The sequence below is a fragment of the Micromonospora sp. NPDC003776 genome (assembly GCF_053605645.1).
In genome coordinates this window covers 16,639-38,775 of sequence record NZ_JBSGJR010000003.1, presented here as the reverse complement: position 1 = coordinate 38,775, position 22,137 = coordinate 16,639, and the positions used below count along the sequence as shown (strand labels likewise).

Below are 22,137 nucleotides of genomic sequence, written 5' to 3'. Positions count from 1 at the left end.
TCATGTCCGAGATTCTGGGAAACGTGTCCTGACGGACCGCTTCATGTGCTCCTACGATGGCACCGTGCACGAGCGGCGTGTGGTCGTCATCGGCTACGACGGCATCGAGTTGGTGGACGTTGCGAGCGTCACCAGCTGTCTCGACATGGCCAACCGGCTCGGCGCTACGCCCGCGTACGTTGTCCGGTTTGCCACGCTGTCCGGCGGTGCGGTGCGCTGTGACTCCGGGCTGGAACTGTCCAGCCAAGTGGCGCTGCAGGATGTGAGCCACACGCACACCCTCGTTGTCTCCGGCGGTCTCGGGCATGCCGCGGCCGCCGCGGACCGTAGGTTGCTTGCTCAGGTCCAGAGGCTGGCCCGAAGCGCGAGCCGGGTGGCATCGGTGTGCACGGGTGCGAGCGTGCTTGCCGCGGCCGGGCTGCTGGACGGTCGGCGGGCCACCACGCACTGGCATCACGCGGCCGAGTTGGCCGCCGCCTATCCGGCGGTGCGATTCGACCCCGCGCCGATCTTCGTGCGGGATGGTCACGTGTGGACCTCGGGCGGCGTCACCGCGGCGCTCGACCTCACGCTGGCGTTCGTGGAGGCCGACCACGGCGCCGAGTTGACCCGGTGGGTGGCTATGGGCATGGTCACCTACCTGCAGCGACCGGGCAACCAGGCGCAAATGAGCATGTTCGTGCGTGCCCGGCGTCCCGAGCACGCCGTGGTGCGGCGGGTCCTCGATCACGTCACGGCCAATCCTGGTAATGAGCTCTCGACAGCCCGGCTTGCCGCAGTGGCCGGTGTGAGCGAGCGGCACCTCACCCGGCTGCTGGTCGCCCACGCCGGGCAGACCCCAGCCCGGCTCGTTCGTCAAGTGCGGCTGGAGGCAGCGGCCACCGCCCTGGTCACCACTGACCAGGCCGTCTCGTCGATCGCCAAGGCGGCGGGTTTCCGCTCGGGCGAAACCCTGCGCCAGGCGTTCAGCGCATGGTTCGGCATCTCGCCGACGCAGTACCGAACGGTCCACCGGCGGCACAGTTAGCGCCTCGGGATTGCCCCCGAGCGGCGGACGACCGGCCCGATACGACGGACAGAAACTACAGAGGCTCCCGCTGTCGGCCGGTTGCCATTCGGCGGCCCTGCCCAGAACCGACCAGTGGTCATCCGCCCGGGCTGGGCATGAGAGACCTGGGCCGTCCACCTCACGGAAGATCAAGAATTGAAGGGTGGGGCCGGGCAGCACGTCCAAGCCGTGTCCCAGGCGCTGTCCGGCTGATGGCCCTGCGGGGCTGGGCGTGCGGATCGCCCAAGAGCTGATCGGTCGGGCTCGGGCGCAGGGTTTGTCGCTGGTCGGGCGTAGCGGCCTGCTCAGTCAGGTCACCCGCACCGCGCTGCAGACCGGCCTTGAGGCGGAAATGACCGAGCACCTCGGCTATGAGTAAGGCGATCCGGCCGGGCGGGGCCGGGGCAACCACCGCAACGGCAGTTCGCCGAAGACGGTGCAGACCGAGGTCGGCCCGGTGCAACTGCAGGTGCCACGGGATCGGGCCGGGGCGTTCGAGCCACGGATCGTGCCCAAGCAAGCGAGCGCATCGCCGGAAACTGAGAAGGCGATCACCGCCTCACACACAAAGCTCCGGACAGTCCCGGCCTTGGGAAATCTTGGGTCCGTCGGTGCGGTTGGTTAACATGCCCGGCGATGATGACGATCTTCCGCTCCTGGCGGTTACGCCGCGCCGCCCGTCGGCACTTCGGCTGGCAGCGGCTGCGCGACACGCAGATGCAGGCTATGCGGGCCCTGCTTGCGGGCCGTGACGCGCTGGTCGTCCTGCCGACCGGGGGCGGGAAGTCCGCCGTGTACCAGGTTCCCGCCACGCTGTTACGCGGCCCGACGGTGGTGATCTCACCGCTACTGGCACTACAGCAGGACCAGATAAGCAACCTCAACGAGCGCGACGACCCGGCGTTGCGGGCGGTTCGGATCAGTTCCGCGGAGAGCCAGAGCAGGCAGGAGGCCGCGCTGGCCGAGCTGCGATCGGGTGCGGCGAGGTTCCTGTTCATCACCCCGGAGCAGCTCAGCTCGCCGGAACGGCTGGCCCAGGTCCGCGCGCTGCGCCCGGCGTTGGTGGCGGTTGACGAGGCGCATTGCATCTCGTCGTGGGGTCACGATTTCCGCCCCGACTACCTTGCTATCGGCCACCTTGTGCGCGGCCTGGGACGCCCGCCGGTCGTGGCGCTGACCGCCACGGCGTCGCCGCCGGTGCGCGATGACATCACCACGCGGCTGGGCATGCACAAGCCGCGGCTGGTGTTGTCCGGGCTGGATCGTCCGAACCTGTTCGTGGCGGCCGTGCACTGCCCGAGCGAGGACTACCGCTGGCGCAGGCTACTCACGCTGCTGAAGGAGGCCGACCCTCCCGGGATCGTGTATGTGCCGACTCGGCGTGCCGCTGAGCACCTCGCGCAACGGCTGTCCGACGCGGGTTATCCGGCGCAGGCCTACCACGGTGGCATGGCGGCCGGGCTACGCCGGAGTCGTCACGAAGACTTCCTCGCCGACCGGGTGCCGATCATGGTCGCCACATCGGCGTTCGGGATGGGCATCGACAAGCCGAACATCCGCTGGGTCGCGCATGTGGCGCTGCCCGACTCACCGGACAGCTATCTGCAGGAGATCGGGCGGGCAGGGCGCGACGGTGAGCCGGCCCGGGCGTTGCTGCTCTACCGGGCCGAGGACATTGCCCTGCAACGCTTCTTCAACGGCGGCGCACCTGACCCGGACGAGCTGCGAAAGGTCGCGGCCCTCCTGCATGCCGGCCCGCTGACGCGCTCCGCGCTGGCCAAGGCCACCGGCCTGAGCCCGCGCAAGATCGCCAGCCACGTCAGCCTGCTCGAGCAGGTTGGGGCGATCACGACGGGGCCGAAAGGCGAACTGAGGGCCGGCCCGTATGCCCCACTTCCCGATCAGGCGGCGCGGGAGGCGGTGGCCGAGTACGGCCGCTACCAGGCCGGGCAGCGCTCCCGCACCGACATGATGCGCCGCTTCGCCGAAAGCCGTGGCTGCCGGATGCAGTCGCTGCTCGGCTACTTCGGAGAGCAGCTGAGCCAACCCTGCGGCCACTGCGATAACTGCCAGGGCGGCACCTCCGAGGCGCTCCCCGACGACGGCCCGTACCCACTCCACAGCACCGTGCGGCACCCCAAATGGGGATCAGGCATGGTCCTCGGGTACGAGAAAGACCGCATGACGGTGCTCTTCGACGAGGTCGGCTACAAGACGCTGTCGGTCTCTGTCGTGCAGGCGCAGAGCCTGCTGACGCTGGATGCGTGAGGACACCGCTCCGAGCGACACCGCGTATGTCGCTCCAGCAGTCGATGAGTACGTCGACGTGTCACCGCTGATCAGACGATCGGGGCAGGGGAGGGCTTCGCGCTGGGGACCCCCGGTGTGAATCAGAGGCATTCGACGGCGTTGCAGGCGCAGCTGAGAGCCCTAAACTTTGCTCGGGTAATGCGGCGTCGCGGTGGAAGTTCTCGCCGGACCCCGGGGCCCGGACCTGGCGATACGAACCCACACACGTTTACCGCCGCCGGGGATGTCTTGGACCCCCCACTCCTCGGAGAGCGCCTCGATGATCCCCAGGCCGCGGCCGCCATCGCCGTCCGGGTCACGGCGGCGGGGTACGACCGCGGAGCCGTCCACCGCGCAGACGGTGACGTCCTCGTCGCGGGCGTGAACTTCCAAGCTCAGGCAGCCCCCGCCGTGGCGCACCGCGTTGGACACCAACTCGTCGGCGACCAGCACCGCGTCTTCCACGTCCTCGCTGTCCTTCAGCCCCCAGGCGATCAAGACCGACCTGACGATCTGGCGGGCGGCGGCGAGGGCGCCAGGGCCGACGGGAAGGTCCAGCCGCGCGGTCATCTCCCTCACGGATCGTCCCCGTCTGTTGATGCCAGCCGTGCCTGACCGGCAGTCCGTACCCAGGCCTGGCCAGGTAAAACTTGTCGTAGTGCAACTGCTCTCCGCCGCAGAAGTGAGGTTCGTCGACGCTGGCCGCTCGCTGCCTGAGGCCGCCGCACCCCGCGCCGGCGGAGCTCGCGCACTCGCCCCCCGGTCTGCCCTGCCTGTCCTTGCGCCTCCGGGCCTGCGGCGGGCCGCCTTCGCGCAGCCCTCGACAGTCCGGTCCAGGTGACCTGCCATGCCCTGGTTCAGGCTGGACGCCTACGACGCAGGCGGCGTGCCGTTTACGGGCTACCGCCATGTGCCAGCTCGGTCCAGGAACAGACGGCCGAGAGCGGGTGACGTGGAAGCGGCGAGGGTCGAGACCGCACCCCCGCAGGCCACAGGTCACCCGCTCGCGATGGCCCGCGTCGCCGGGGATCCGCACACGCGGTCGCAGGTGGTCATGGAACCTGAGTCGGGACCGTGCGCGGGCCCGCACCAGCTGTTCGGTGGCCGCGTCTACGACCGGCGTTGCGCTGGTCTCGGTCGCGCGTGTGGCGGCGCCGCGATCACCGCCCCCGGCGCCCGGCCGGCCTGTTGCGGGCATTGGCCGGAGGGGACGAGGCGGACGACGGGAGCGGCGGAGCAGGCTCCTCCAGCCGGAGTTGGTGGACGCGGACGTTGGCCGACTCCACCGCCAGGTGCCATGACCCATCCGGCCGCCTGGCCGAGGACCTGCCTCGCGGCCAGCATCCCTTCCCGTGTCGCGTCGTCTGGTCCTGCCGACGCGCAGGCGCAAAACCCACGTTGTACCGCCTTCCGGGGAAATCTGCCGCACCTGTTGCATTTCCCGTCTAGATACCGATTCCCAGATGTAGCACTGACAAAGTCTGAGAAGAGGATCATGCCGTTCACCAGGTTCGTCGGCGGTGGCCACCCGCTCGCCGGAACCGCGTGCGTCGCAGCCCGCTCGCGCCTGCGCAGCCCGTTGACCTGGGTCGGCCCGTACGGGGCGCGGTCACAAGCAGCGCTGGCTGCGGCGGAGAAGATCAGCCGTGCACCGAGGGTGAATGCCTGCCATACGGTGCGCGGTTCACCGTCACCCGCGTCACATCGCGGTCGCCGTATCACCCAACAGGTATGTATGCTCCCGGACCAACATCAAACGGCCGAAGCTCGCCATGCACGCAAATGCCCGCTGGCGCCGGCCAGATAGGAGCGACGTGGGCTGCTTGCATACCCAGAGCTGTCCGCTCTTCCCGCTACTGAACGCGAGCCTGGCCGGCTGGCGCAGCCACTACTGCGACAGCGTGGGCGGGTGGCGGGAGTGTGCCCGGTACCGGCTGTCCAGAACGGGACAACTGGTGCCGATCACTCTCCTGCCGAATGGGGCCGATGCAATACATCTCAAAGGCATTCCTGCAGCCGACGGGTCTGATCCGGGAACACCGAGCCAGGCATCGCCGTCGCAGTTCGAGCCGGCGCCGCCACAGGCACCCAAGTCCACTTTGGCGCCGTCACCTGCCTGGGGCCTCAACCGTCCGTCGCCACCCGCATACGCACCGCACCGCCCCGGAACGCCATCGACTCCACCTGCGCCACCGCGGCGCCGCTGGTGGACCCGACTCGCAGATTGGATCTCAGGTCCCGCATGAACGACTACTGGCCCTGGTGGGCGGGGGCCGTTGGCCTCGCGCTCACCACAATCAATTACGCCGTCACCACGGATCGATCGTTCGGGGTGTCCGGGTCGTGGGACCGCGTCCTGCACTGGCGCGCTGAACGTCGCGTCGAACGCCTTAACGCCCAGGTCACGGACGACCAGGTCCTCGTCGAGGCGCTCGCCGCGGCCTCCGCCGCGCAGTTCGGCACCGACCTGGCTGCGCCTCCGCCGCCACGTGTGCGTCACGGCGACCCTCAGCCATGGGGCCGGGAGTCGCGACCGCCGACGGAGGCCGGGTCCTCGATGGCGAACCTGCTCCCGACACCTCTGGTCAGCCAGGCGGCCCTGCTCCTATCGATCTTCGTCGGCGGCTGGGTGGCGGCGGTCACCTCCGGGCGATTCCAGCTCCGTCTCGACATGGGTGACGGCTTCCGTCAGATCGTGACCGGCGATCCGCTCACGATGACCGCGGCACTGTTCGTCGGTGGTGTACTCGTCGGCTTCGGCACCCGCCTCGCCGGCGGGTGCAGCAGCGGTCACGGGCTCAACGGCTGCGGCCGGCTGCAACCGGCCAGCATCGTCGCCACCGCCGTCTTCTTCGGCACCGCCGTCCTCGTGTCGTTCCTGCTGTGGAAGGTGATCTGATGCGTACCCGAGGCGGAATCCTCGTCGCCAACATCATCGCGGGGCTGGCCCTCGGCTTTACCGTCGCCAACATCGGCTTCGGCGACTACGCCGAACTGAACCGCATGTTCACCTTCCAGGATCCTCGTATGCTCCTGGCCTTCGCTGGCGCCGTCGGGATCATCGTGGTGGCGTTTGCCGTGTTGCGCGTCCGGCGGACACCCGGACGCATTCATGCTGGCGTCGTGCCAGGCGCAGTTCTGTTCGGCACCGGCTGGGCAATCTCGGGCGGCTGTCCGGCAATCCCGATCGTTCAGGTCGCCAGCGGCTACCTGCCCGCGTTCGTCACCATCGCTGGCATCATCCTCGGCATTCGGCTCTGCCGCTGGGCCAACACCAGGCACTTCCAGCTCGACAGCGGATCATGCGGCCGGTAATCGTGATCATGCGACGCATGCAATGGACAGCCAGTCCTGCGAGGTCGGGTAGCGGCCGCCGCTACAGCGTGTCTCAAGACTCGGTTCGGTCATGAGGCACGACGCTGCGGGCCGCATCGTCCGCCACCCGCGACCCGGTCAGCCCGACACCGAGCCCTCGGGCCGCCTCCCGTAAACCGAGCCCCACTCCAACCGCTGACCCGATCGCCGGCATGCGTCAGTCGATCCGGAGGCAGGTGGATGCCGGCCGGTTGAGCCCGGATGCTGCGAGGGACCTGCACACCAAGGTAAACGCGATCGCGAAGGAGATCGCCGAGAACGATCCGGACAAGGCCCAGGATCAGCTCAAGAAGTTGCGCGACAAGCTCGACGGGCTGCGGCGCGACGGCAAGCTCACCAGCGACGGCTACGATGCCCTGACCGCCGACGCCGACCGATCGCCGCCGACCTGCGGTAAAGACGCCGGGGGTCGTTGTCAGCTGGTCGGGTCGTCCATGAGACGGCGTAGCGCTTTTCCGGTGGTGGGGAATGCGAGTCGCAGGGTGTGTGCGGTGAGTTGGACGGCCCACCAGGTGAGGGCGACGAGGTATCCGACGATGAGGGCACTGTTGGTGTCGTAGGTGACGATGATGGCGTAGCCGATGCCGAGGCCGGGTGCCGTGACGGCGCGAGCGGCCCGGCTTCGGATGGCGGTCAGGGCGGTGGCGACGCCAATAAGTGCGGCGCCGGCGCTGGCGAAGAGCCCGGGCATGCCGGTCGCGTCCACCGGAGGGGTGAGCGTGAGGGCGGCCCGCATGAGGTAGATGCCGGTGGTGGCGATGCCGGCGTGCAGGATCGCCGGCCGGGTGCGCGCGAGCCAGACGGGTAGGGCGGTGGCGGGGATGCGGGGTGCGGTGGCGGCGATGACGGCGGCGCAGCCTGCCAGGGGTAGCGCGGCGCCCAGGGCCCATTTCAGATAAGGGTGGTAGTCGAATTCCACGGCGGTGCCGGTGGCGAGGCCGTAGAGAGCGGCGGCGATGGCGCCGCCGACGGCGGCGGCGAGGTATCCGCGTCGGATGAGGCTGCCGGTCGCGGGTTCGGGCTCGGATGTGGTGGGTGTGCCGGCGAGCCAGGTGGTGGGGGCGAGGTGCGCCACGGCGAACGCGGTGATCATGGCGAGCGCGCCTGCGGCCCCGAGCTCCGGGAGGGAGAGGCGGACCCCGACGACCCGCAGGGCGTAGGTGGTGTTGATGTCCGCGGTGAAGATGGCTTGCAACAGCAGGGTGAGGGAGCAGGCGCCGAGCAGGATGGCGCTGGTCAGGTCCCGGATGCGCAGCCGGACGCGTGGTAGTTGGGTGTCGGCGGCGGTAGCGGTGGCCTGATGGTGGGGTGCGGTGAGGGTCAGGGCGCCGTCGGCGAGGGCGTGGGAGTGGCCGGTGAGGGTGGTCGGTGTGAGGCCGGTAGCTGCGGTGAGCCGGTCTCGCAGGCCGGGAATCGCTTCGGCTTCGCGGTGAACGACCCCGTTGAGGTGTCGGCGGTCCACGTCGGCCGCGTCGAAGACGTCTGAAACTGCTGCGTCCACTTCGTCGAGGAGGGGCTGTGCGGCGGCGGTGACGTCGTCGCGGGTGATGACGGCGGGCTTGCGGGGTGCGGGGAGAAGAACGGGCGCGCGGTCCTGGACGGTCAATAGTTGCCTCGCCTGACGGACCGACTCCGCCAGCGCGACGTCGCCTTGTCCCTGTGCGGGTGGGGCTGTCTCGGCGCGTAGTGGCTCGTGGTCCCCGGTGTTGCCGTCGACGAGTTGTTGGGCGAGGGCCTGGTCCAGGTCGCGGTTCGGGTTGAGCGATCGGGTGGCGAGTTCGCGGTATCCGTCGGGGCCCGCCTGCAGGACGGTGAGGGTGACCGGGTGCCGGTCGGCCTGGCAGATCAGCAGGCACGAGCCGTCCGGGGTGCCGCCGGCAGCGTAGGCGGCGAGTGCTGCTGGTGCGGTGACCATGACGGGGGCGGGCAGGCCGGCGCGGGCCGCCGCGTCGGTGAGATGTCCACGTCGGCGTGGTCCCCATCCCGAAGGGATGGTCAGGGTGAGGGCGGCGATGGGTGCTGCGGCCTGGCGGGCGGCGTGGTCGGCGACGTGCCACAGCTGACCGGCGAGCAGTTGCACGGCGTCGACCCGCGGATCGGGCTCGGCGCTGCCGAGCAACTCCAGCGGTTCGCGGATGAACTGGCAGCCGGCTGGCGGCTCAGGTGGCGCAGCGACTGCGACGTGCAGGTGGCCGGCGGGGTCGAGGGTGATGCCGTGTGGCATGACGAGGCGGCCGCCCAGCATGACGGGAATGCGCGTGCCGTGCCGGTCGATGGTGGCGGCGATGGCCGAGGAGCTGAGGTCGATCGAGAGTCGGATGCCGCCGATTGACATGTGGCGCAGTCTCTCCCGATGGGGGAGTGGACCGTCAACCACTATCTCGCCGGGTGATCAGTTGTGCGCGCATGGTGAGAATCCTTCGTCGCGGGATGGTCATCGACACTGATTGCCGTGTATGTGGGTAGAGACTCAGCGTCGTCGCGGGGAGGAACACAAGTGCCGCAGCAGTCCCCGCAGGGGCGTGACCGGCTGGCCGAATACGTGCGCCCCACGGTCTACACCCCGCGCATCCCGCCACCCCCTCGTCCTCGGGCAGAGCGCGCCGCGACCGTCGTCCGGGCGATCCGGGCGATCCGGGCCGTCCTGGGCGCAGCGGTCTTCCTGGGCGGGACGCCGGCGCTGCTGTTGTTCTTCAACGGGAACCCCGTACGGCGCCTGCCGTCGTGGGCGCAGGTGGGCCAGTGGTTCGATGAGCCGAGCGGACGGTTCACCCCGACCGTTCTCGCCGGCGTGGCCATCTGGGTGCTGTGGCTGCTGTGGGCGGCGCTGGCGCTGCTGCTGGTTGCCGAACTGCTCGCGTTGGTGACCCGGTGGCGGATCCCGGTACTGCGGCTTCCCGCGCCGCTGCACCGGCTGGTGTTCGGTTTGGCCGGCACCGCGGCGATCGCCGTCACCTCCGTCGGCAACCTCAACATCGCTGACGGCGGCAACACGTCGCCCGCGGCTGTCGCTTCGACCGATGATGTGGGGGTCGTTCCCCGGCAAGCCGTCGCGCGAGGACCCGCGCTGATCCAGGTCTCCGACACCCGCTACCTCTACACCGTCGAACGACACGACACCCTATCCAAGATCGCCAAGGAGTGGCTCGGTGACGCCGGCCGGTGGCCGGAAATCTGCCGCCTCAACCGGCACCGCCACTTCCCTCGACCCGGCGGCACCCTCCGAGACTGCGACCTCATCTATCCCGGCTGGAATCTGCGGCTGCCCGCTGACGCCCACCCACCGCAGACTGCCACCCCGGCGGCCCCGGCCCCGTCCCGTCCGCCGACGCCACCGTCGCCGACCGTTCCCTCGCCACCGCCCAGCACCGCAGACGACACTTCGAGCCCCGCGCCGTCGCCCACGGCTAACGAACAGGAACGAGCCGCCACCCCCGACAGCTCTGCACCGGCAGCTCACGGGAACTCCAGTCCGTCCGCGAAGCCCGCCACCCCCACGGTCGCGGCATCACCGTCCACCCCGCCAGCAGCCAGCGACCCGCGACGCTCGGCCGCAGCAGCCGACGAGCACGGTGTTCAGCTGTCCCCAGCAAACTGGCTGCCCTGGACGCTCGCCGCCGCGATCAGCGCCGCCGCCGCGCTGGTCTGGGCACAGCGCCGCCGCCGCTACACCGGCGAGCCCGACGCCGACCCGCCCACGCAACTCCCGCCACCCGTACTGCGCCTGCAGCGCGCCGTCGCCCGCAACAGCGAACCATCAAACCCGGACAACCAAGCCGAGCCGCCTGCTGCCGTCCCCGACCTGGCGCCACTGCCCAGCGGTGCGACCGGCATCATCGGTGACGGCGCCCACGCAGCCGCCCGCGCTGGCCTCGTCGCCGCCCTGGCATCCGGCGACCCGCACCACCCCGACACACGCGGTGAAGTGATCATCGACGCAGCCACCCTGGCGACACTGCTCGGCCCCGACACCGCCGCCCTCCAGCCCTGGCCACGGCTGCACATCTGCGACACCATCGACGACGCCCTCACCAGGGTCGAAGCCGAACTTCTGCACCGCAGCCGCATCCTCGACGAGCACGCCCTCACCGACCTGGACACCCCGCACCAGCACGCCCCCGACGAGGAGGCACTGCCACCACTGACGCTCATCGCCCACACCCCACCGGCGGACGCCCGCACCCGAGCCGAAGCCGTGCTCGCCTTCGGCCGCAACCTGCGTGTGTCCGCCCTACTCCTCGGAGAATGGCCTGACGGCGCCACCGTCGACGTCACCACCGACGGCCACACCGACATCCTGTCCGGCCAGCCGACCGAGCCACTGCCAACGCGCCTGCCCGTACTCGAATCCGAAACGGCGATCCAGATCCTCACGACCCTGCGAGAGGCGCAAACCGGCGAACCGTCCGCCGTCGCGTCGCCCGCCCTACCGGTCACGGTCGTCCCACTGCACGCCAGCCGCACCACCACCGACGCCTCCGACCGGCCGACCCCCGCCACCACGCCGCCGGTCGACGCCACCGCCGGCAAGGCACGACTGCGGGTCCTCGGGCAGCCGAGGATCGAGGACATCACCAAACCCGGCCGACCCCTGCGAGCCAAGGCCCTCGAACTGGCCGTCTTCCTGGCCTGCCACCCCGACGGAATGACCACCCGCGACATCGGCGAATACCTCGAACCAGACGCCCGTATCACCCAGGCCGACCAGCGCGTACACACCAACGTCAGCAACCTACGACACGTCCTCGCTCGCGCCGGCACCGCTGAGGCGAGGAACGCCTACCTCGTCAAGACTGCCGGACGGTACCGACTCGACCCCGCCACCGTTGATGTGGACGTCTGGACACTGCGGGACCTCCTGCGCGCGGCCACCATCGCCAGCGGCCACCGCCGCCGTGACCTGCTTAGCGCGGCCTGCGACCTTTACACCGCGCCCTTGGCCGACGGCCAGGACTACGAATGGCTCCAGCCGCATCGGGAGACCGTCCGCCGATGGGGGACCGAAGCGCACCTGCTGCTCGCAGACGACCTGATCGACTCCGACCCGCAGCACGCAGCCGCGCTGCTCGACAAGGCCATCGGCTTGGACCGCTACAACGAAGCCCTCTACACCCGCGCCATGCACACCCGCCACGCCCTCGGCGACGGCGATGGCGTCCGCACCCTGCTGCGCGCCCTGACCAAGGCCCTCGCCGACATCGACGCCGTGCCGCAAGACGCAACCATCACGCTCGCCAACCAACTCCGCGACGGCGTGGCCCAGGCGTGAGCACCACCAGCCCAGGTACCGGCCGACGCCTGAACCAAGACGTAGGCATCTTGGACGGATTTGATCGGCCACCATCTAATCGGTGCTGACCCTTAGCGCACGGGCTCGCCGGCGATCGCCCGAGCCAGGAGCTGCACTCGGTGCGGCAATGATTCAACAGGGCCGCTCTTTAGGTCGGTGACCCAACAGGCGAACCCAGGCGGGGAGGGACGCGGAAACCCGGCGGGTTGCCCAGGCCGGCCTGGCCATCGGCATGTACGGCACCAGCTGGCAGAGCGCCGGCCGGTACAGCTGGGGCAACTGCGGCTGAGCCGGGCGGATCGCCGCCGGGGTGCTCTCGTGACGGGTAGTGGCGTGGGCTTCGGATGCCGGGTCCATGTCGCGCTGGTGTCGACGGGTTCACCTGCGCTCGATCGCCTCAGAGCGGCAGGGGACGCAGCGGCCGGCGGGCTGACCGATATGCCCAGGCCGCTGGCACCGGCCGCCGGCGCTTGGCGTGGCCGCGCCCCGCTGGTCGGTCGCGGCTGGCAGCGGAGCCCGCCGGCTCGTCGGCAGAAGCCGCCGCCACCGCGCAGCGCTCACGGGCGTGTCGCCCTTCAATTGGTCTTCCCTACTTCGGGTGACACGCTTGCTGTCACCCCCGGCAGGCGAATGTGTCACCCCCGGCCGCTGTTCTGTCACCCCCGCTGCGGCTGTGGCCCGTCGGTCCGGCTGCACCAGTCGGTAGACGCGGGTGGCGATGCCGGCGACCTTCGACACGACGAGACGACCCAGTTGCACGAGCTTGGCCAGGCATCGTTGCACGGTGCGTTCGGAGCAGCCGACGTACTCGGCGAGGGTGGCCACGGATGGCCAGGCGTTGCCCTCCTGGTTGGCGTGGGCGGCGATGGCGATGGCCACCGCCCGCTCGTTCTTCCCAAGATCTTTCGTGCTGAGCATGGCAGCCTTGACGGCTTGACTCATGGCTTGCGGATCTCCGTCCGTCAGGGTCAGCGGTGCCTGTGGTGGCACCCCGGGCCGATCTATGGGTGATACCGTCGCCTGTTTCGGTGCGGCGGCGTGTTTCGTGTGCGAACGTCCGTTGCTGCGGCGGCTTCACCGCCGCCCGGGAATCTGTCGGCGATCGGCGTGTGAGCCCCCTCCTGGCGGCCGCAGGGACGGCATGCCCGAAATGCCCGGTGGGAGGCTGGTCCTGCGATCGCTCACGGCAGGGGCCTATGGCAGTGCTGAACGCCCAACGCCGGACTGGCCATCGCTCTCGCCTCTTTGTCAGCAGTCCCTGTCGGGCGGTCGGGTGGTGGTGCGGACTGTTGCCGACGGATCAGCCACCGGCGGACCTGATCCACGCTCAATCCGTCGCCCGGGTCAAGCCACGTCAACCGGGACCGCCGGCGGGCGTCATCGGCGCCGTAGATCAGACGCCGAGCGATACGACACACAGGTTCGCGGCAGTTACGCGTACTGCTGGGACCGGACCGCCGCACGGGTGGTTGTGCCACCGCGCTGCACTTCACCGCAGGTCACAAGACGCATGCCGACGGCTCTGCCACAAACGCACCCGCAACCACCGGACCCGGCCAGCGACCGTTAGCATCCCGGCGTGGGAGAGGACCTGGCCAGCCGGCTCTACGGACTTGCCTGGCGGGTCACGCCGCGGTTGCCGGGCCCGGTCGCCGCGCTCGTCTTCGACTCCGTCGCCGCCGGGATGCGCTGGTCCGGCGCGGGCGGGGTGCACCAGCTGCGGGTCAACCTGGCCCAGGTGCTCGGCCATGCCGCGGACAGTCCCGCCGTGACCGCCGCGGCCGCTCGGGGCGTGCACTCCTATCTGCGTTATTGGCGGGAGTTCTTCGGGCTCGCCGGATGGAGCCGGGACCGGATCCGCGACGCCGTGGTCTTCGAGTCGCTGGACCGGGTGGCTGCCGCCCGTGACGCCGGCCGCGGAGTGGTGCTGGCGCTGCCGCACAGCGGCAACTGGGACCTGGCCGGAGCGGCGCTGGTGCTGAGCGGGCACCGGTTCACCACGGTCGCGCAACGCCTGCGCCCGGAGCGGCTCTACCAGCGGTTCGTGAGCCACCGTGCGGCGCTCGGCATCGAGGTGCTCCCCGCCGACGAGACCCGGCGGGCGGTCACGACGCTCACCCGGCGGTTGCGTGCCGGCGAGGTGGTGTGCCTGGTCGCTGACCGGGACACGTCCGCGGCCGGCATCGGCGTGCGGTTCTGCGGCGCGCCGACGACGTTCCCGGCCGGGCCTGCGCAGCTGGCGCTGCGCACCGGGGCCGCGCTGCTGCCCGTATCGCTCTGGTACGACGGTCCGCGGCTGCGGATCCGGATCCACCCGGAGATCGTCCCGGGCCGTGACGGCGCCACCCGGGCCCGGGTGGCGGCGATGACGCAGGAGCTGGCCGACGTCTTCACGGGCGCCGTCCGCCGGCATCCACACGACTGGCACGTGCTGCAACCGGTCTGGCCGGCCCCCGCCCACCAGGGCTGAGCTCAGATGTCACCGACTGTGACCAGGACGGCCGAGGAACCAAGGCCGACTGTCGTGCGTGTGCTTGGACGGATTCGTCACGCCTCAGGTGGGGCTAGACAACGCGGTCCGTGCCGTTCACCGTGCCCGTTGCCCTTCGTCGGCTGATGTGCGACACACGTCTGCCAGCTGACCTGCGACATGCGCGCGGATCGCGGCATGAGTGGATGTCCAGGGGGCGGCGATAGACTTGTCCTGCCCGTTCACCGATCATGAACTTCATGGAGGACCAGCAGGCGCCGCAGTCGGCCGAGGGTGAGGCGAAGGTCATCACGCTCTGCGGCTCGACCAAGTTTGAGGCTGAGTTCGCGGAGGTCAACCAGCGGCTCACGATGGAAGGTTGCGTTGTGATCAGCCTCGGAATGTTCAGCCTCCCCGATCTGCCGGACTACGACTGGACAGTCGACAGCTCGGACCTGAAGGGACGGCTTGGCGGCGTGCACTTCCAGAAGATTCGCATGGCTGACGAGGTGTACATCGTGGATCCGGGTGGCTACTTAGGTGAGTCAACCCGACGGGAGATTGCCTACGCGGAGTCGCTCGGCAAGCCGGTTCGGTATTTGAGTCGCGAGTGCTTGGCGCGAACGAGAGAAGGTCGCCAAGAGTGAGCCCGACCGGGCGGTCCGCTCATCGGCAGATCAGGATGCCGAGCGGTAGTGGCCGCCGTCACGCTCCGCCACGCGTGGATCGCAGATGTGCGCACCCGATTTTGGCGGACTAACCGCTCTCCGCAACTGAATGGACGTCGCCCGGGCGCCATCTCCTGGATGACGCCTCAGGAGCGGGTCACGCTGCGATGTGCGTCGCCACCGCCTCGAGGACGGGGGCGAGATCCGCGGCGTCGATCAACGCGTCGGGCCGGAACGGGAGCCGCGCGAGCCGTTCGACACCGCTGGCCCAGATGGTGCGCTCCTCGGGTGCCGGAGCGTGCAGTTCCGTCTTCTCGCCGCAGCAGGGGCACTCGAAGTACGCCATGTTCTCCACCCCGCCCAGCACCGGCGTTCGCACCTCGCGGAGCGTGCCGAGGGCCCGACCGGTGTCCAGGTGGGAGACCTCGGCCGGTGTCACCACCAGGATGGTTCCCACCCTTCCGGCACCGGAAAGCACGCCCTGCTGCGTGAAGCTGATGCCGGGCGGCAGATCCACGACGAGGGCCTCGACATCGCCCCAGTTCGTTTCCTTGATCAACCGGCCGAGCATGAGGTCGTTCAGGTCCGACCCGAGCGCGAGCGCCTGGTTGCCTGCCATGAGGAAGCCTGCGGAGGCGACCTTGAGGTCGCCCACCTCCATTACTTCCAGCCCGGAGCCGACCTGGCCGCCGCGCGTCCACCGCGCGAGGGTGATCGACTGGGCTGGCACGTCGCGGCGCAGGCCGAGCATGCGCGGCACGTCGGGGCCGGCGATGTCGGCGTCGACCAATCCGACCTTGCGGCCGGATCGAGCCAGCTCACGTCCGATCGCGACCGCGACACTCGACTTTCCCACACCCCCCTTGCCGCTGGCGACGGCGATGATCGGCAGTTGCGCCGGCGATTGCCGGGAGAAACCGGGAACGTCCATCCAGCAACCGTACTGATGCGCACGCGACAGCGGAGACCGGCGATTCACGCCCACAGGTGAAGTGGCGATGACGCGTCAGAGCTCGGCGGCCGGCTGCGGCGAGACACCTTCCGGACTTCAGTCATGCCTCACTCCGCCGTGCAGGCGGCGCACCCGTCGACTCGGCGCACGTCATCCGAGCCGAGCAACCACAACTCGTCGTCACGCGAATCCAACAACTCCTCCAGGCCACTGCCTGACCTCGAACGCCGCTGCCCACGCCAAGTTCCGGCAACCAGACCGGACGCGGCCCCACCGCCGGTCACCCTGCCGGTCGGACCCGCTCATCGGCACGGCCGCGCGCACAGCGGCATGAGCGCGCGTTGCTACGCCCAAGTTCGGGCTGCCCCTGGCGACCGGTAGCGTTCCACCGTGATCCGTGGAGTGGTGTTCTTTGATGTCGACGGGACGCTGACGCCGACCAGCAGCGGGCAGCACCTGGCGGAGTTCCTCGGCTATACCAAGGTCATTCAAGAGGTGCAGGCCGGCTACGGCGCCGGGACCCTGAGCAGCCAGGAGGCGGCGGTCCTCGAAGCTCGTGGCTGGGCAACACGGACGCCCATGGAGGTGCGTGGGTTCCTGAAGTCGCTGCCGCTGGTGGCTGGCATTTCCGAGGCGGTTCTGTGGTGCCGTCGGCGTGGGCTGGCGCCCGTCCTGGCCACGCTGGCGTGGGACGTCGTGGGTGCCTATCTGTGCGACCGCTTAAGACACCCAAGACGCCCGGTCAGCGGCATGTCCGTGCGGTTGCTGGAATACGTCCTGCGGATCGAAGTCCGACCCGAGTCCGGACATCCTTGTGTTTACCACCCGGCGTGGGTCCTTGTTAGGTGACTGGTCCTGGCCGTTCCGACAGGCTGGGGTGAGCCCGACGCACGCTGGGGGTGCGCCGTGCGTCGCACCGGCAATGGCCAAGCCAGGGTGAGGCCTCCGTTCAGCGGTAGCGCGTACCACCGGCTAGCGAACTCATTCAGACGGGCAAGGATGCCTTCCACCAGGGGTGACTCGAGCAATCCGGGCTGCGCTCGTGACGTCCAATCCGGTAGCGCAGAACGATGGCCGGCCCGGACCTCCCACAATGGCTGGCAGAGGGAGGCGAGGGTCTCGGAGCGGCTCATGTCGGCGTGCTCGTCCGGGCGTGGCGTCCTCTTCTTCTCACGGCGCGCCTGTCGGCGCCGCTGTACGGGGTCTGCGGGCCAGAAGATGTTGTTTCGGCCTGCGGCGATCTGGCCAAACACACCCCAGGCCAGCTGCGCCTCCGCCTCCACCAGAAAGTGCACTGCGTCATGTGGTAGGTAGTCGTCGTAGCCAGGTCCGTGGCGTGGTGCCAGCTCCGGGCCGTTCTCCCTGATGACGGTCATCCTGTAGCGCCGGCCCGGCAGCTTACTGAACGTGACGTCCATGCGGAGGAACGCTACTGTCGAGCCGGTCGAGTTGCACATGGATTTCTCGCGGGGCCAGACCACTACTCGCGCGGGGAACCTGCCGGCGTCGCACATCGGCAGGGCCAGGTGTCCACCGCCCACTACTCGTAACGTACGGTGATGCTCGATCCGCGGCAGATGAGGATGCCTTTGGGTGGGCGGTGTCGGCCAGACCGACGTGGCACCTGGCCAACTCACTCCCGAAACTGAGCTGTCCCGCTCGATGCCTTGGCTCAGTTCACCGGCCGAGTTGACGTTCGAGCTCCTGGAACAGGTCGGTGATCTCGTCGGGACTCATCCCATCGGGCACCGATCGGGTGCCGTCGGCGAGCTCAAGCAGCGCCGCGCGCGCCGTCGCAAACTCGTCAGACGTGACATTCAGGATGTGCCAGGAGGCGCCAGACGCCGGCTCGGGCTGGCTGCGCAGCCGTCCCGCGAAGCCCAGGGCCTCCTCGGAGCTTGTGCCGGTTCGTATGTTCCACTCATCGTCTCCCAGGACGTCCACGGCACGTTCGATCTGGTAGCCGGTCGGGTTGAGACGTATCACGGTGCGGGCAATCGGCACGTTGTCCAAGCCGACGCGGCGCTCACCCAACATGAACTGGATGTTCTGCCGCTGCCAGCCCTTGGCCAGCTTCATGGCCTTTGCGCCGTCGGCGCTGACTTGTAGATGTCAGCGCCCGCGAGGCCGAGAACTGCCACGACCGCGCGTTCGTCGCGCTCGACGGGATGCATCAGAGCCGTCCGTCCCAGCGCGTCGTCTGCATCGACGTCAGCACCTGCTGCTATCAGAACGTCTACGGCGGCGTGGTCGCCGCGACGGGCTGCCAGGACCAGGACGGGGGTACCATCCGAACGGTGCTGGTTCGGTGTTCACCGACACGGTCGACGGCGAGCAGCTCAGCGCCGCCCGTTTCGTCGTCGACCAGCGAGTTGTCGACCAGCCATTCAACCGCCCGCCGCGTTGCGCGCACGTCGCGGAAGGCGTACCAGGCTGTCAGTAGGTGCGGATACGCCTCGTGCAGCTCGCTCTTGAACCGGCGGAAGGCCCCTTGCCCCGGATAGCCCGCGCCAGTCTGCGGCCGGCCGCCGCGTCACTGATCCCCTCGGCGAAGTCGGCCATGTCCTGATACCAGACGTAAAACGGCAGCGGGTCGATGCCGACCAGGTCAAGGTCCTCAAGGTCGACGGGCGTGCGCCCGTCGATGCCGCCGTCCGTCGTCCAGACCGCGATCTCACCGGTCTGCGGGTTGATCAGCCATCGGTGCTCGTAGTCGGTCTGGTCCTCGAGCGTGGTGGCGATCTCCTCCAGGTCTAACCTGCTCAGGTCAAACATCCGGCCACCATAATCCCGCTTCCATCCGCGCTTCGACCAGCGAGAGCGCGACCAGCGGCAGAAGCGGGCGTTCGGTCAGCGACCTCAACGGCGCGCCGTGAGGGGCACGAGGATCAGGACGGCAACGCCAAGTGTGGTGGCGCCGACAGCCCACCACCAGAAGAATCCCGAAAAGACCGAGGCGATCAGGAGTCCCATGCCGAGGCCGGCCAGCAGGCCGAGTCCGAACAAGGCCCGTGGGGGCAGGGCGAGGGACGGCAGGCGCCGTACCACGAGCACTTCCAGCCAGGTACCGCCCAACGCCAGCAGTGCCGCGCCGACCCCGTCTACGGCGGATAGTCCGTGACCTTCGCTGATCGGCACGAGGACTCGGCCCTCGTCACCGGCGGGGACGAAGAGGATGAGCACGCCGACGACGATGAGCAGAGCGGTGACTGCTACCTGGGTTCGTGGCGCACCCCCGACATCGTGAGACATCGCTCCAGTCTCCGTCATCCGCCATGGGATCGGCAGGAGCCGAATCGCCGAACATCGAGAAGGCCTGCGGTAATCGCCGCGTCGTGAGCCCGCCTTCCTCGCCTGACCCGGCGCGATCCCCGGCACCGACCAGCGGCAGATCCGGAACTGAGTAGCCGTAGTAGGGCCAGGAAGGCTATCCGCTGCGCGGGTGCAACCCAGATGCCGGATAGCTGTCTGCCGTGGTGGACCATGGTCCTTCACTCGGCAGGTTCCCGACGCTTCGGGCGGCCATCGCTGTCACGCTGGGCGACGCGCGACTTGCGGCGATGCCGTGCCATACTGCGGCGCGTGCACGCAACCGGTGAAGTGCAGATGACGTACGGCCTGCTACGGCGGATGAGCCAAGACGCACAGGGCCGCCGGCAACGCGTCATACGGACGCTCCTGCTCGCCCTCGCGGCACTGGCTGTGCTGCTCACGACACTGACCGGGTTCAGCGGTCGGCTGCTCTACCTCGTGCTGGTGTTGTGTGCCGCGTTCGCCGTGACCGAACTCCTTCCGGTACTGAGTTGGTTGCTGCAGCGCAGCCTCTTCGTCGAGCCGTTCCGGTACGAGGTGAGCACGTCGGGCGTCCACATCCAGACCGCGAGCAGCCAAACACAAATCGACTGGTCCGGTATCACCCGGATTCGGCGGCGACGGCACACCTGGCTGCTGAAGTACGGCATGAGCCAAATCCCGGTGCCGCGGGCGGCGTTCTCGTCCGAGGATCAACGGATCGTGGATGACTTCATTGTCAGGCGCCCCGAGTTCGCCGGGTGACCGTCCCCAACGCGACCAGCCCGAGCAGCGCGACCGCCGAGGTGCAGCACGTCGACAGCGTCCCCCGCGCGCAGCAGCCGACAGCTCGGCTACGGTCAGTAACGCGTACGGTACACGCGCAAGCACGGATTGCGGCATGTCCGTGCGTGGCGGTGGACATGTAAAGACGGTGATGACCTTTCGTCTCGCTGACCACGCCGCCGTGCGATGGGTGCGGTCGGCCAGCGTCCCGGCCTCGTGACCGGGAATCCGTTGTTGCTGGTACCGGTTGGGTTCAGTCCGTCATCGAGCGGCCGAGTACGTGCTTGGTCCGGTTGCGTAGAGCGTCGAGTTCGGTGGAGTTGCCTCTCACCTCGGTGATGAGCTCAACGGCGGCCAGCAGGTACTCAAGGGCGATGATGTGCTCGTCGAAGGGAGCGTCGACCTCGAACCGGTCGAGCAGAACCGCGAAGTCGGCCAGTACGGCCTCGGCACGGGTCGCGGCCCGGTCGGGATCGCCGTTTCGCTGGATGCAGCGGGCTGAGTCGATCATCGCTCGTCCGACGAAGGCGTGGCATTGGCCTAGCAGGCGGGTGACGATGCGTCCCACCAGTGCGAGGCCACGCTCCTCGAGTTCCGGGTCGGGCTGGGCAGCGAACGTCGGGGTGACCTGGCGAGCAGCTGCAGCGAGGGCGACACCGTCGACCCACTCCTGGGAACCCTCCGGGGCGCAAGGCTGCTGCCCCAACCGGGCGATGCACGCTTCGGCGGCGACCGATAGTGACGTCGCTGCTTCCAGGAGGAGGTAAAAGCGCGTCCGATCCGGCTCCTGGGACGCGACTGCCAAGCGTGCGACCTCGAGCGCTACGGCGACGTCTTCGGTGCCGTGCGTGGGCTGGCCACGCCTCGCGCGCTCCAGCAGAGCCTGCGCCGACGCCTGCTGCTCCGGCAATAACCCACGAGCATCATCGCCGACGGGCAGTCCGAGTTCGAGCCGGTAGGAGGTCCACGCCAACGGGTCTTTGACCGGGTCCGGCTCGTTGGCAGGGTTGCCGGACGCGGCACGAACGATTCCACCCTCGACACGGTCCATCGCCAGCCGTGCATCATCGAACGGCAGCGCGAACCGCTCGGTCAGGACGGCAAGGACATTGCGACGGGGCGTTCCCTCTTCGTCGGCCGCCCGTAGATACGCGACAAGAGCGCGCACCGAGGTTCCGCGAGCAAGGCGCACACTCAGGTCGTCTGTCCACTCCACGGCACGGGGATGCCCGTCCCGACCTCGAACCACAAACGAGCCCGTCAGCTGCTCCGCGACCCGGCGTGCCGCCTTCTCGCCGACCCGCTGTCGGATCAGGCCCTCCTTGGCCACGCCACGGACGGTTGCGATAATCCTCCCGCCATCTTCCGACAGCGCCACCGTGACGACGGCAGGGTTCAGGTTCATGGCACCGCTGCCGATCATGGCCCGCAACCCGGTGGTCCGGGTACCCAGTGCCTCCAAGGTCCGGGCGACCAGGTCGGTGATTGTCGGCAACGGCGGCCGCAGTTCCACGGTGGTCTCGAAGATGTCGGCTCGCATCCACCTGGCTGCCCGGCGAGCGCCTCGCCCAGCGCCCCGGTTCACCCTGTCGCCTACCACGCCGAGGCCGGCGACCAGTAGGTCACTCTCCTCTGGGGTCAGCTCCACCGCCATAGTGGATCATCGTCGGCGCACGATGACAATCCCAGGACTCTGGGCTTTCGCGGATGCCTCCGGCCGTTCGGTCGCTGATGCGAGGAAGCAGAAACCGCCAGGGACCCGCCACATCTCCCGCCGACGCGACAAGCGCTCTCTCAGCCGCATCCGCTCATTGGCAGATCAGCGCATGCTCAGCGGCAGATCCGGATGTCGGCCGAGCGGGTCCTGATACGGTCGCCTCCCGCATAGATCACCGTTACGTTGTGCCAGGTCGCCTGTGATCCACATCGCTGTCGGCGGGAGCACAGCATGAGTGTGGCCAGCCCTAG

General features: G+C 69.1%; 18 protein-coding genes and 3 pseudogenes. 12 read left to right on the top strand and 9 right to left on the bottom strand.

Annotated elements, in window-relative coordinates; genetic code table 11:
• Positions 1–64 precede the first annotated feature (64 nt).
• From ACWEVO_RS00575 to ACWEVO_RS00565, 3 genes and pseudogenes are all read left to right on the top strand, one after another.
• Positions 65–1,027, top strand: a complete 963-nt coding sequence (locus tag ACWEVO_RS00575; RefSeq protein WP_452305425.1) for a GlxA family transcriptional regulator — start codon at positions 65–67, stop codon at positions 1,025–1,027.
• 310 nt (positions 1,028–1,337) lie between these two features.
• Positions 1,338–1,565: pseudogene (locus ACWEVO_RS00570) on the top strand (transposase); the annotation flags it as partial.
• A 119-nt stretch (positions 1,566–1,684) separates the two neighbouring features.
• Positions 1,685–3,316 carry a RecQ family ATP-dependent DNA helicase gene (locus ACWEVO_RS00565; RefSeq protein WP_452305424.1) on the top strand — a complete coding sequence of 544 codons (1,632 nt, stop codon included), beginning with the start codon at positions 1,685–1,687 and terminating at the stop codon, positions 3,314–3,316.
• Positions 3,317–3,478: 162 nt separating this feature from the next.
• On the opposite strand, the gene ACWEVO_RS00560 is transcribed toward ACWEVO_RS00565, so the two are convergent.
• Positions 3,479–3,907: an ATP-binding protein gene (locus ACWEVO_RS00560; RefSeq protein ID WP_452305423.1), complete on the bottom strand. Its 429-nt coding sequence runs from the start codon at positions 3,905–3,907 to the stop codon at positions 3,479–3,481.
• 1,987 nt (positions 3,908–5,894) lie between these two features.
• Between ACWEVO_RS00560 and ACWEVO_RS00555 the strand changes: the two genes are divergently transcribed.
• The 3 genes and pseudogenes from ACWEVO_RS00555 to ACWEVO_RS00545 form a co-directional block, all read left to right on the top strand.
• Entirely contained in the window at positions 5,895–6,236 is a 342-nt protein-coding gene (locus tag ACWEVO_RS00555; RefSeq protein WP_452305422.1) for a YeeE/YedE family protein, read from the top strand.
• Positions 6,236–6,652 (top strand): YeeE/YedE thiosulfate transporter family protein, encoded by a 417-nt coding sequence (locus ACWEVO_RS00550; RefSeq protein ID WP_452305421.1) that lies wholly within the window; start codon positions 6,236–6,238, stop codon positions 6,650–6,652. The genes ACWEVO_RS00555 and ACWEVO_RS00550 overlap by 1 nt, the downstream gene beginning before the upstream one ends.
• A gap of 212 nt (positions 6,653–6,864) precedes the next feature.
• Positions 6,865–7,074 (top strand): annotated as a pseudogene (locus ACWEVO_RS00545) (FIMAH domain-containing protein); the annotation flags it as partial.
• A gap of 53 nt (positions 7,075–7,127) precedes the next feature.
• Here the strand turns inward: ACWEVO_RS00545 and ACWEVO_RS00540 are convergent.
• Entirely contained in the window at positions 7,128–9,047 is a 1,920-nt protein-coding gene (locus tag ACWEVO_RS00540) for a hypothetical protein (protein ID WP_452305420.1), read from the bottom strand.
• Between the two features lie 162 nt (positions 9,048–9,209).
• On the opposite strand from ACWEVO_RS00540, the gene ACWEVO_RS00535 reads away from it, so the two are divergent.
• On the top strand, positions 9,210–11,981 hold the full coding sequence (locus ACWEVO_RS00535; protein ID WP_452305419.1) for a transcriptional regulator: 2,772 nt from the start codon (positions 9,210–9,212) through the stop codon (positions 11,979–11,981).
• Positions 11,982–12,380: 399 nt separating this feature from the next.
• Here the strand turns inward: ACWEVO_RS00535 and ACWEVO_RS00530 are convergent, their stop codons facing one another.
• Positions 12,381–12,944: a helix-turn-helix domain-containing protein gene (locus tag ACWEVO_RS00530; protein ID WP_452305418.1), complete on the bottom strand. Its 564-nt coding sequence runs from the start codon at positions 12,942–12,944 to the stop codon at positions 12,381–12,383.
• A 637-nt stretch (positions 12,945–13,581) separates the two neighbouring features.
• On the opposite strand from ACWEVO_RS00530, the gene ACWEVO_RS00525 reads away from it, so the two are divergent.
• Both ACWEVO_RS00525 and ACWEVO_RS00520 read left to right on the top strand, forming a co-directional pair.
• Positions 13,582–14,472 (top strand): phosphatidylinositol mannoside acyltransferase, encoded by an 891-nt coding sequence (locus ACWEVO_RS00525; protein ID WP_452305417.1) that lies wholly within the window; start codon positions 13,582–13,584, stop codon positions 14,470–14,472.
• A gap of 260 nt (positions 14,473–14,732) precedes the next feature.
• On the top strand, positions 14,733–15,119 hold the full coding sequence (locus tag ACWEVO_RS00520; protein WP_452305416.1) for a hypothetical protein: 387 nt from the start codon (positions 14,733–14,735) through the stop codon (positions 15,117–15,119).
• A 178-nt stretch (positions 15,120–15,297) separates the two neighbouring features.
• Here ACWEVO_RS00520 and ACWEVO_RS00515 read toward each other — a convergent pair whose 3' ends face one another.
• Positions 15,298–16,071 (bottom strand): ATP-binding protein, encoded by a 774-nt coding sequence (locus ACWEVO_RS00515; protein WP_452305415.1) that lies wholly within the window; start codon positions 16,069–16,071, stop codon positions 15,298–15,300.
• Positions 16,072–16,482: 411 nt separating this feature from the next.
• Here ACWEVO_RS00515 and ACWEVO_RS00510 point away from each other — a divergent pair, with 411 nt between their 5' ends.
• Positions 16,483–16,941: a hypothetical protein gene (locus tag ACWEVO_RS00510; RefSeq protein ID WP_452305414.1), complete on the top strand. Its 459-nt coding sequence runs from the start codon at positions 16,483–16,485 to the stop codon at positions 16,939–16,941.
• 828 nt (positions 16,942–17,769) lie between these two features.
• Here the strand turns inward: ACWEVO_RS00510 and ACWEVO_RS00505 are convergent.
• Together ACWEVO_RS00505 and ACWEVO_RS00500 are read right to left on the bottom strand one after the other, a co-directional pair.
• A complete protein-coding gene (locus tag ACWEVO_RS00505; RefSeq protein WP_452305413.1) occupies positions 17,770–18,171 on the bottom strand; it encodes a hypothetical protein in 402 nt (133 codons plus the stop codon).
• Positions 18,168–18,386 (bottom strand): annotated as a pseudogene (locus ACWEVO_RS00500) (ankyrin repeat domain-containing protein); the annotation flags it as partial. The gene ACWEVO_RS00505 and the pseudogene ACWEVO_RS00500, both read right to left, overlap by 4 nt.
• A gap of 14 nt (positions 18,387–18,400) precedes the next feature.
• On the opposite strand from ACWEVO_RS00500, the gene ACWEVO_RS00495 reads away from it, so the two are divergent.
• Complete coding sequence (locus ACWEVO_RS00495) at positions 18,401–18,535, top strand: hypothetical protein (RefSeq protein WP_452305412.1); 135 nt, start codon at positions 18,401–18,403, stop codon at positions 18,533–18,535.
• On the opposite strand, the gene ACWEVO_RS00490 is transcribed toward ACWEVO_RS00495, so the two are convergent.
• Together ACWEVO_RS00490 and ACWEVO_RS00485 are read right to left on the bottom strand one after the other, a co-directional pair.
• Complete coding sequence (locus tag ACWEVO_RS00490) at positions 18,529–18,867, bottom strand: hypothetical protein (protein WP_452305411.1); 339 nt, start codon at positions 18,865–18,867, stop codon at positions 18,529–18,531. The genes ACWEVO_RS00495 and ACWEVO_RS00490 overlap by 7 nt on opposite strands.
• A gap of 84 nt (positions 18,868–18,951) precedes the next feature.
• Complete coding sequence (locus tag ACWEVO_RS00485) at positions 18,952–19,275, bottom strand: hypothetical protein (protein ID WP_452305410.1); 324 nt, start codon at positions 19,273–19,275, stop codon at positions 18,952–18,954.
• Between the two features lie 399 nt (positions 19,276–19,674).
• Here ACWEVO_RS00485 and ACWEVO_RS00480 point away from each other — a divergent pair, with 399 nt between their 5' ends.
• Positions 19,675–20,148 carry a YcxB family protein gene (locus ACWEVO_RS00480; protein ID WP_452305409.1) on the top strand — a complete coding sequence of 158 codons (474 nt, stop codon included), beginning with the start codon at positions 19,675–19,677 and terminating at the stop codon, positions 20,146–20,148.
• Between the two features lie 274 nt (positions 20,149–20,422).
• On the opposite strand, the gene ACWEVO_RS00475 is transcribed toward ACWEVO_RS00480, so the two are convergent.
• Positions 20,423–21,709: a hypothetical protein gene (locus ACWEVO_RS00475; protein ID WP_452305408.1), complete on the bottom strand. Its 1,287-nt coding sequence runs from the start codon at positions 21,707–21,709 to the stop codon at positions 20,423–20,425.
• Between the last annotated feature and the right edge of the window lie 428 nt (positions 21,710–22,137).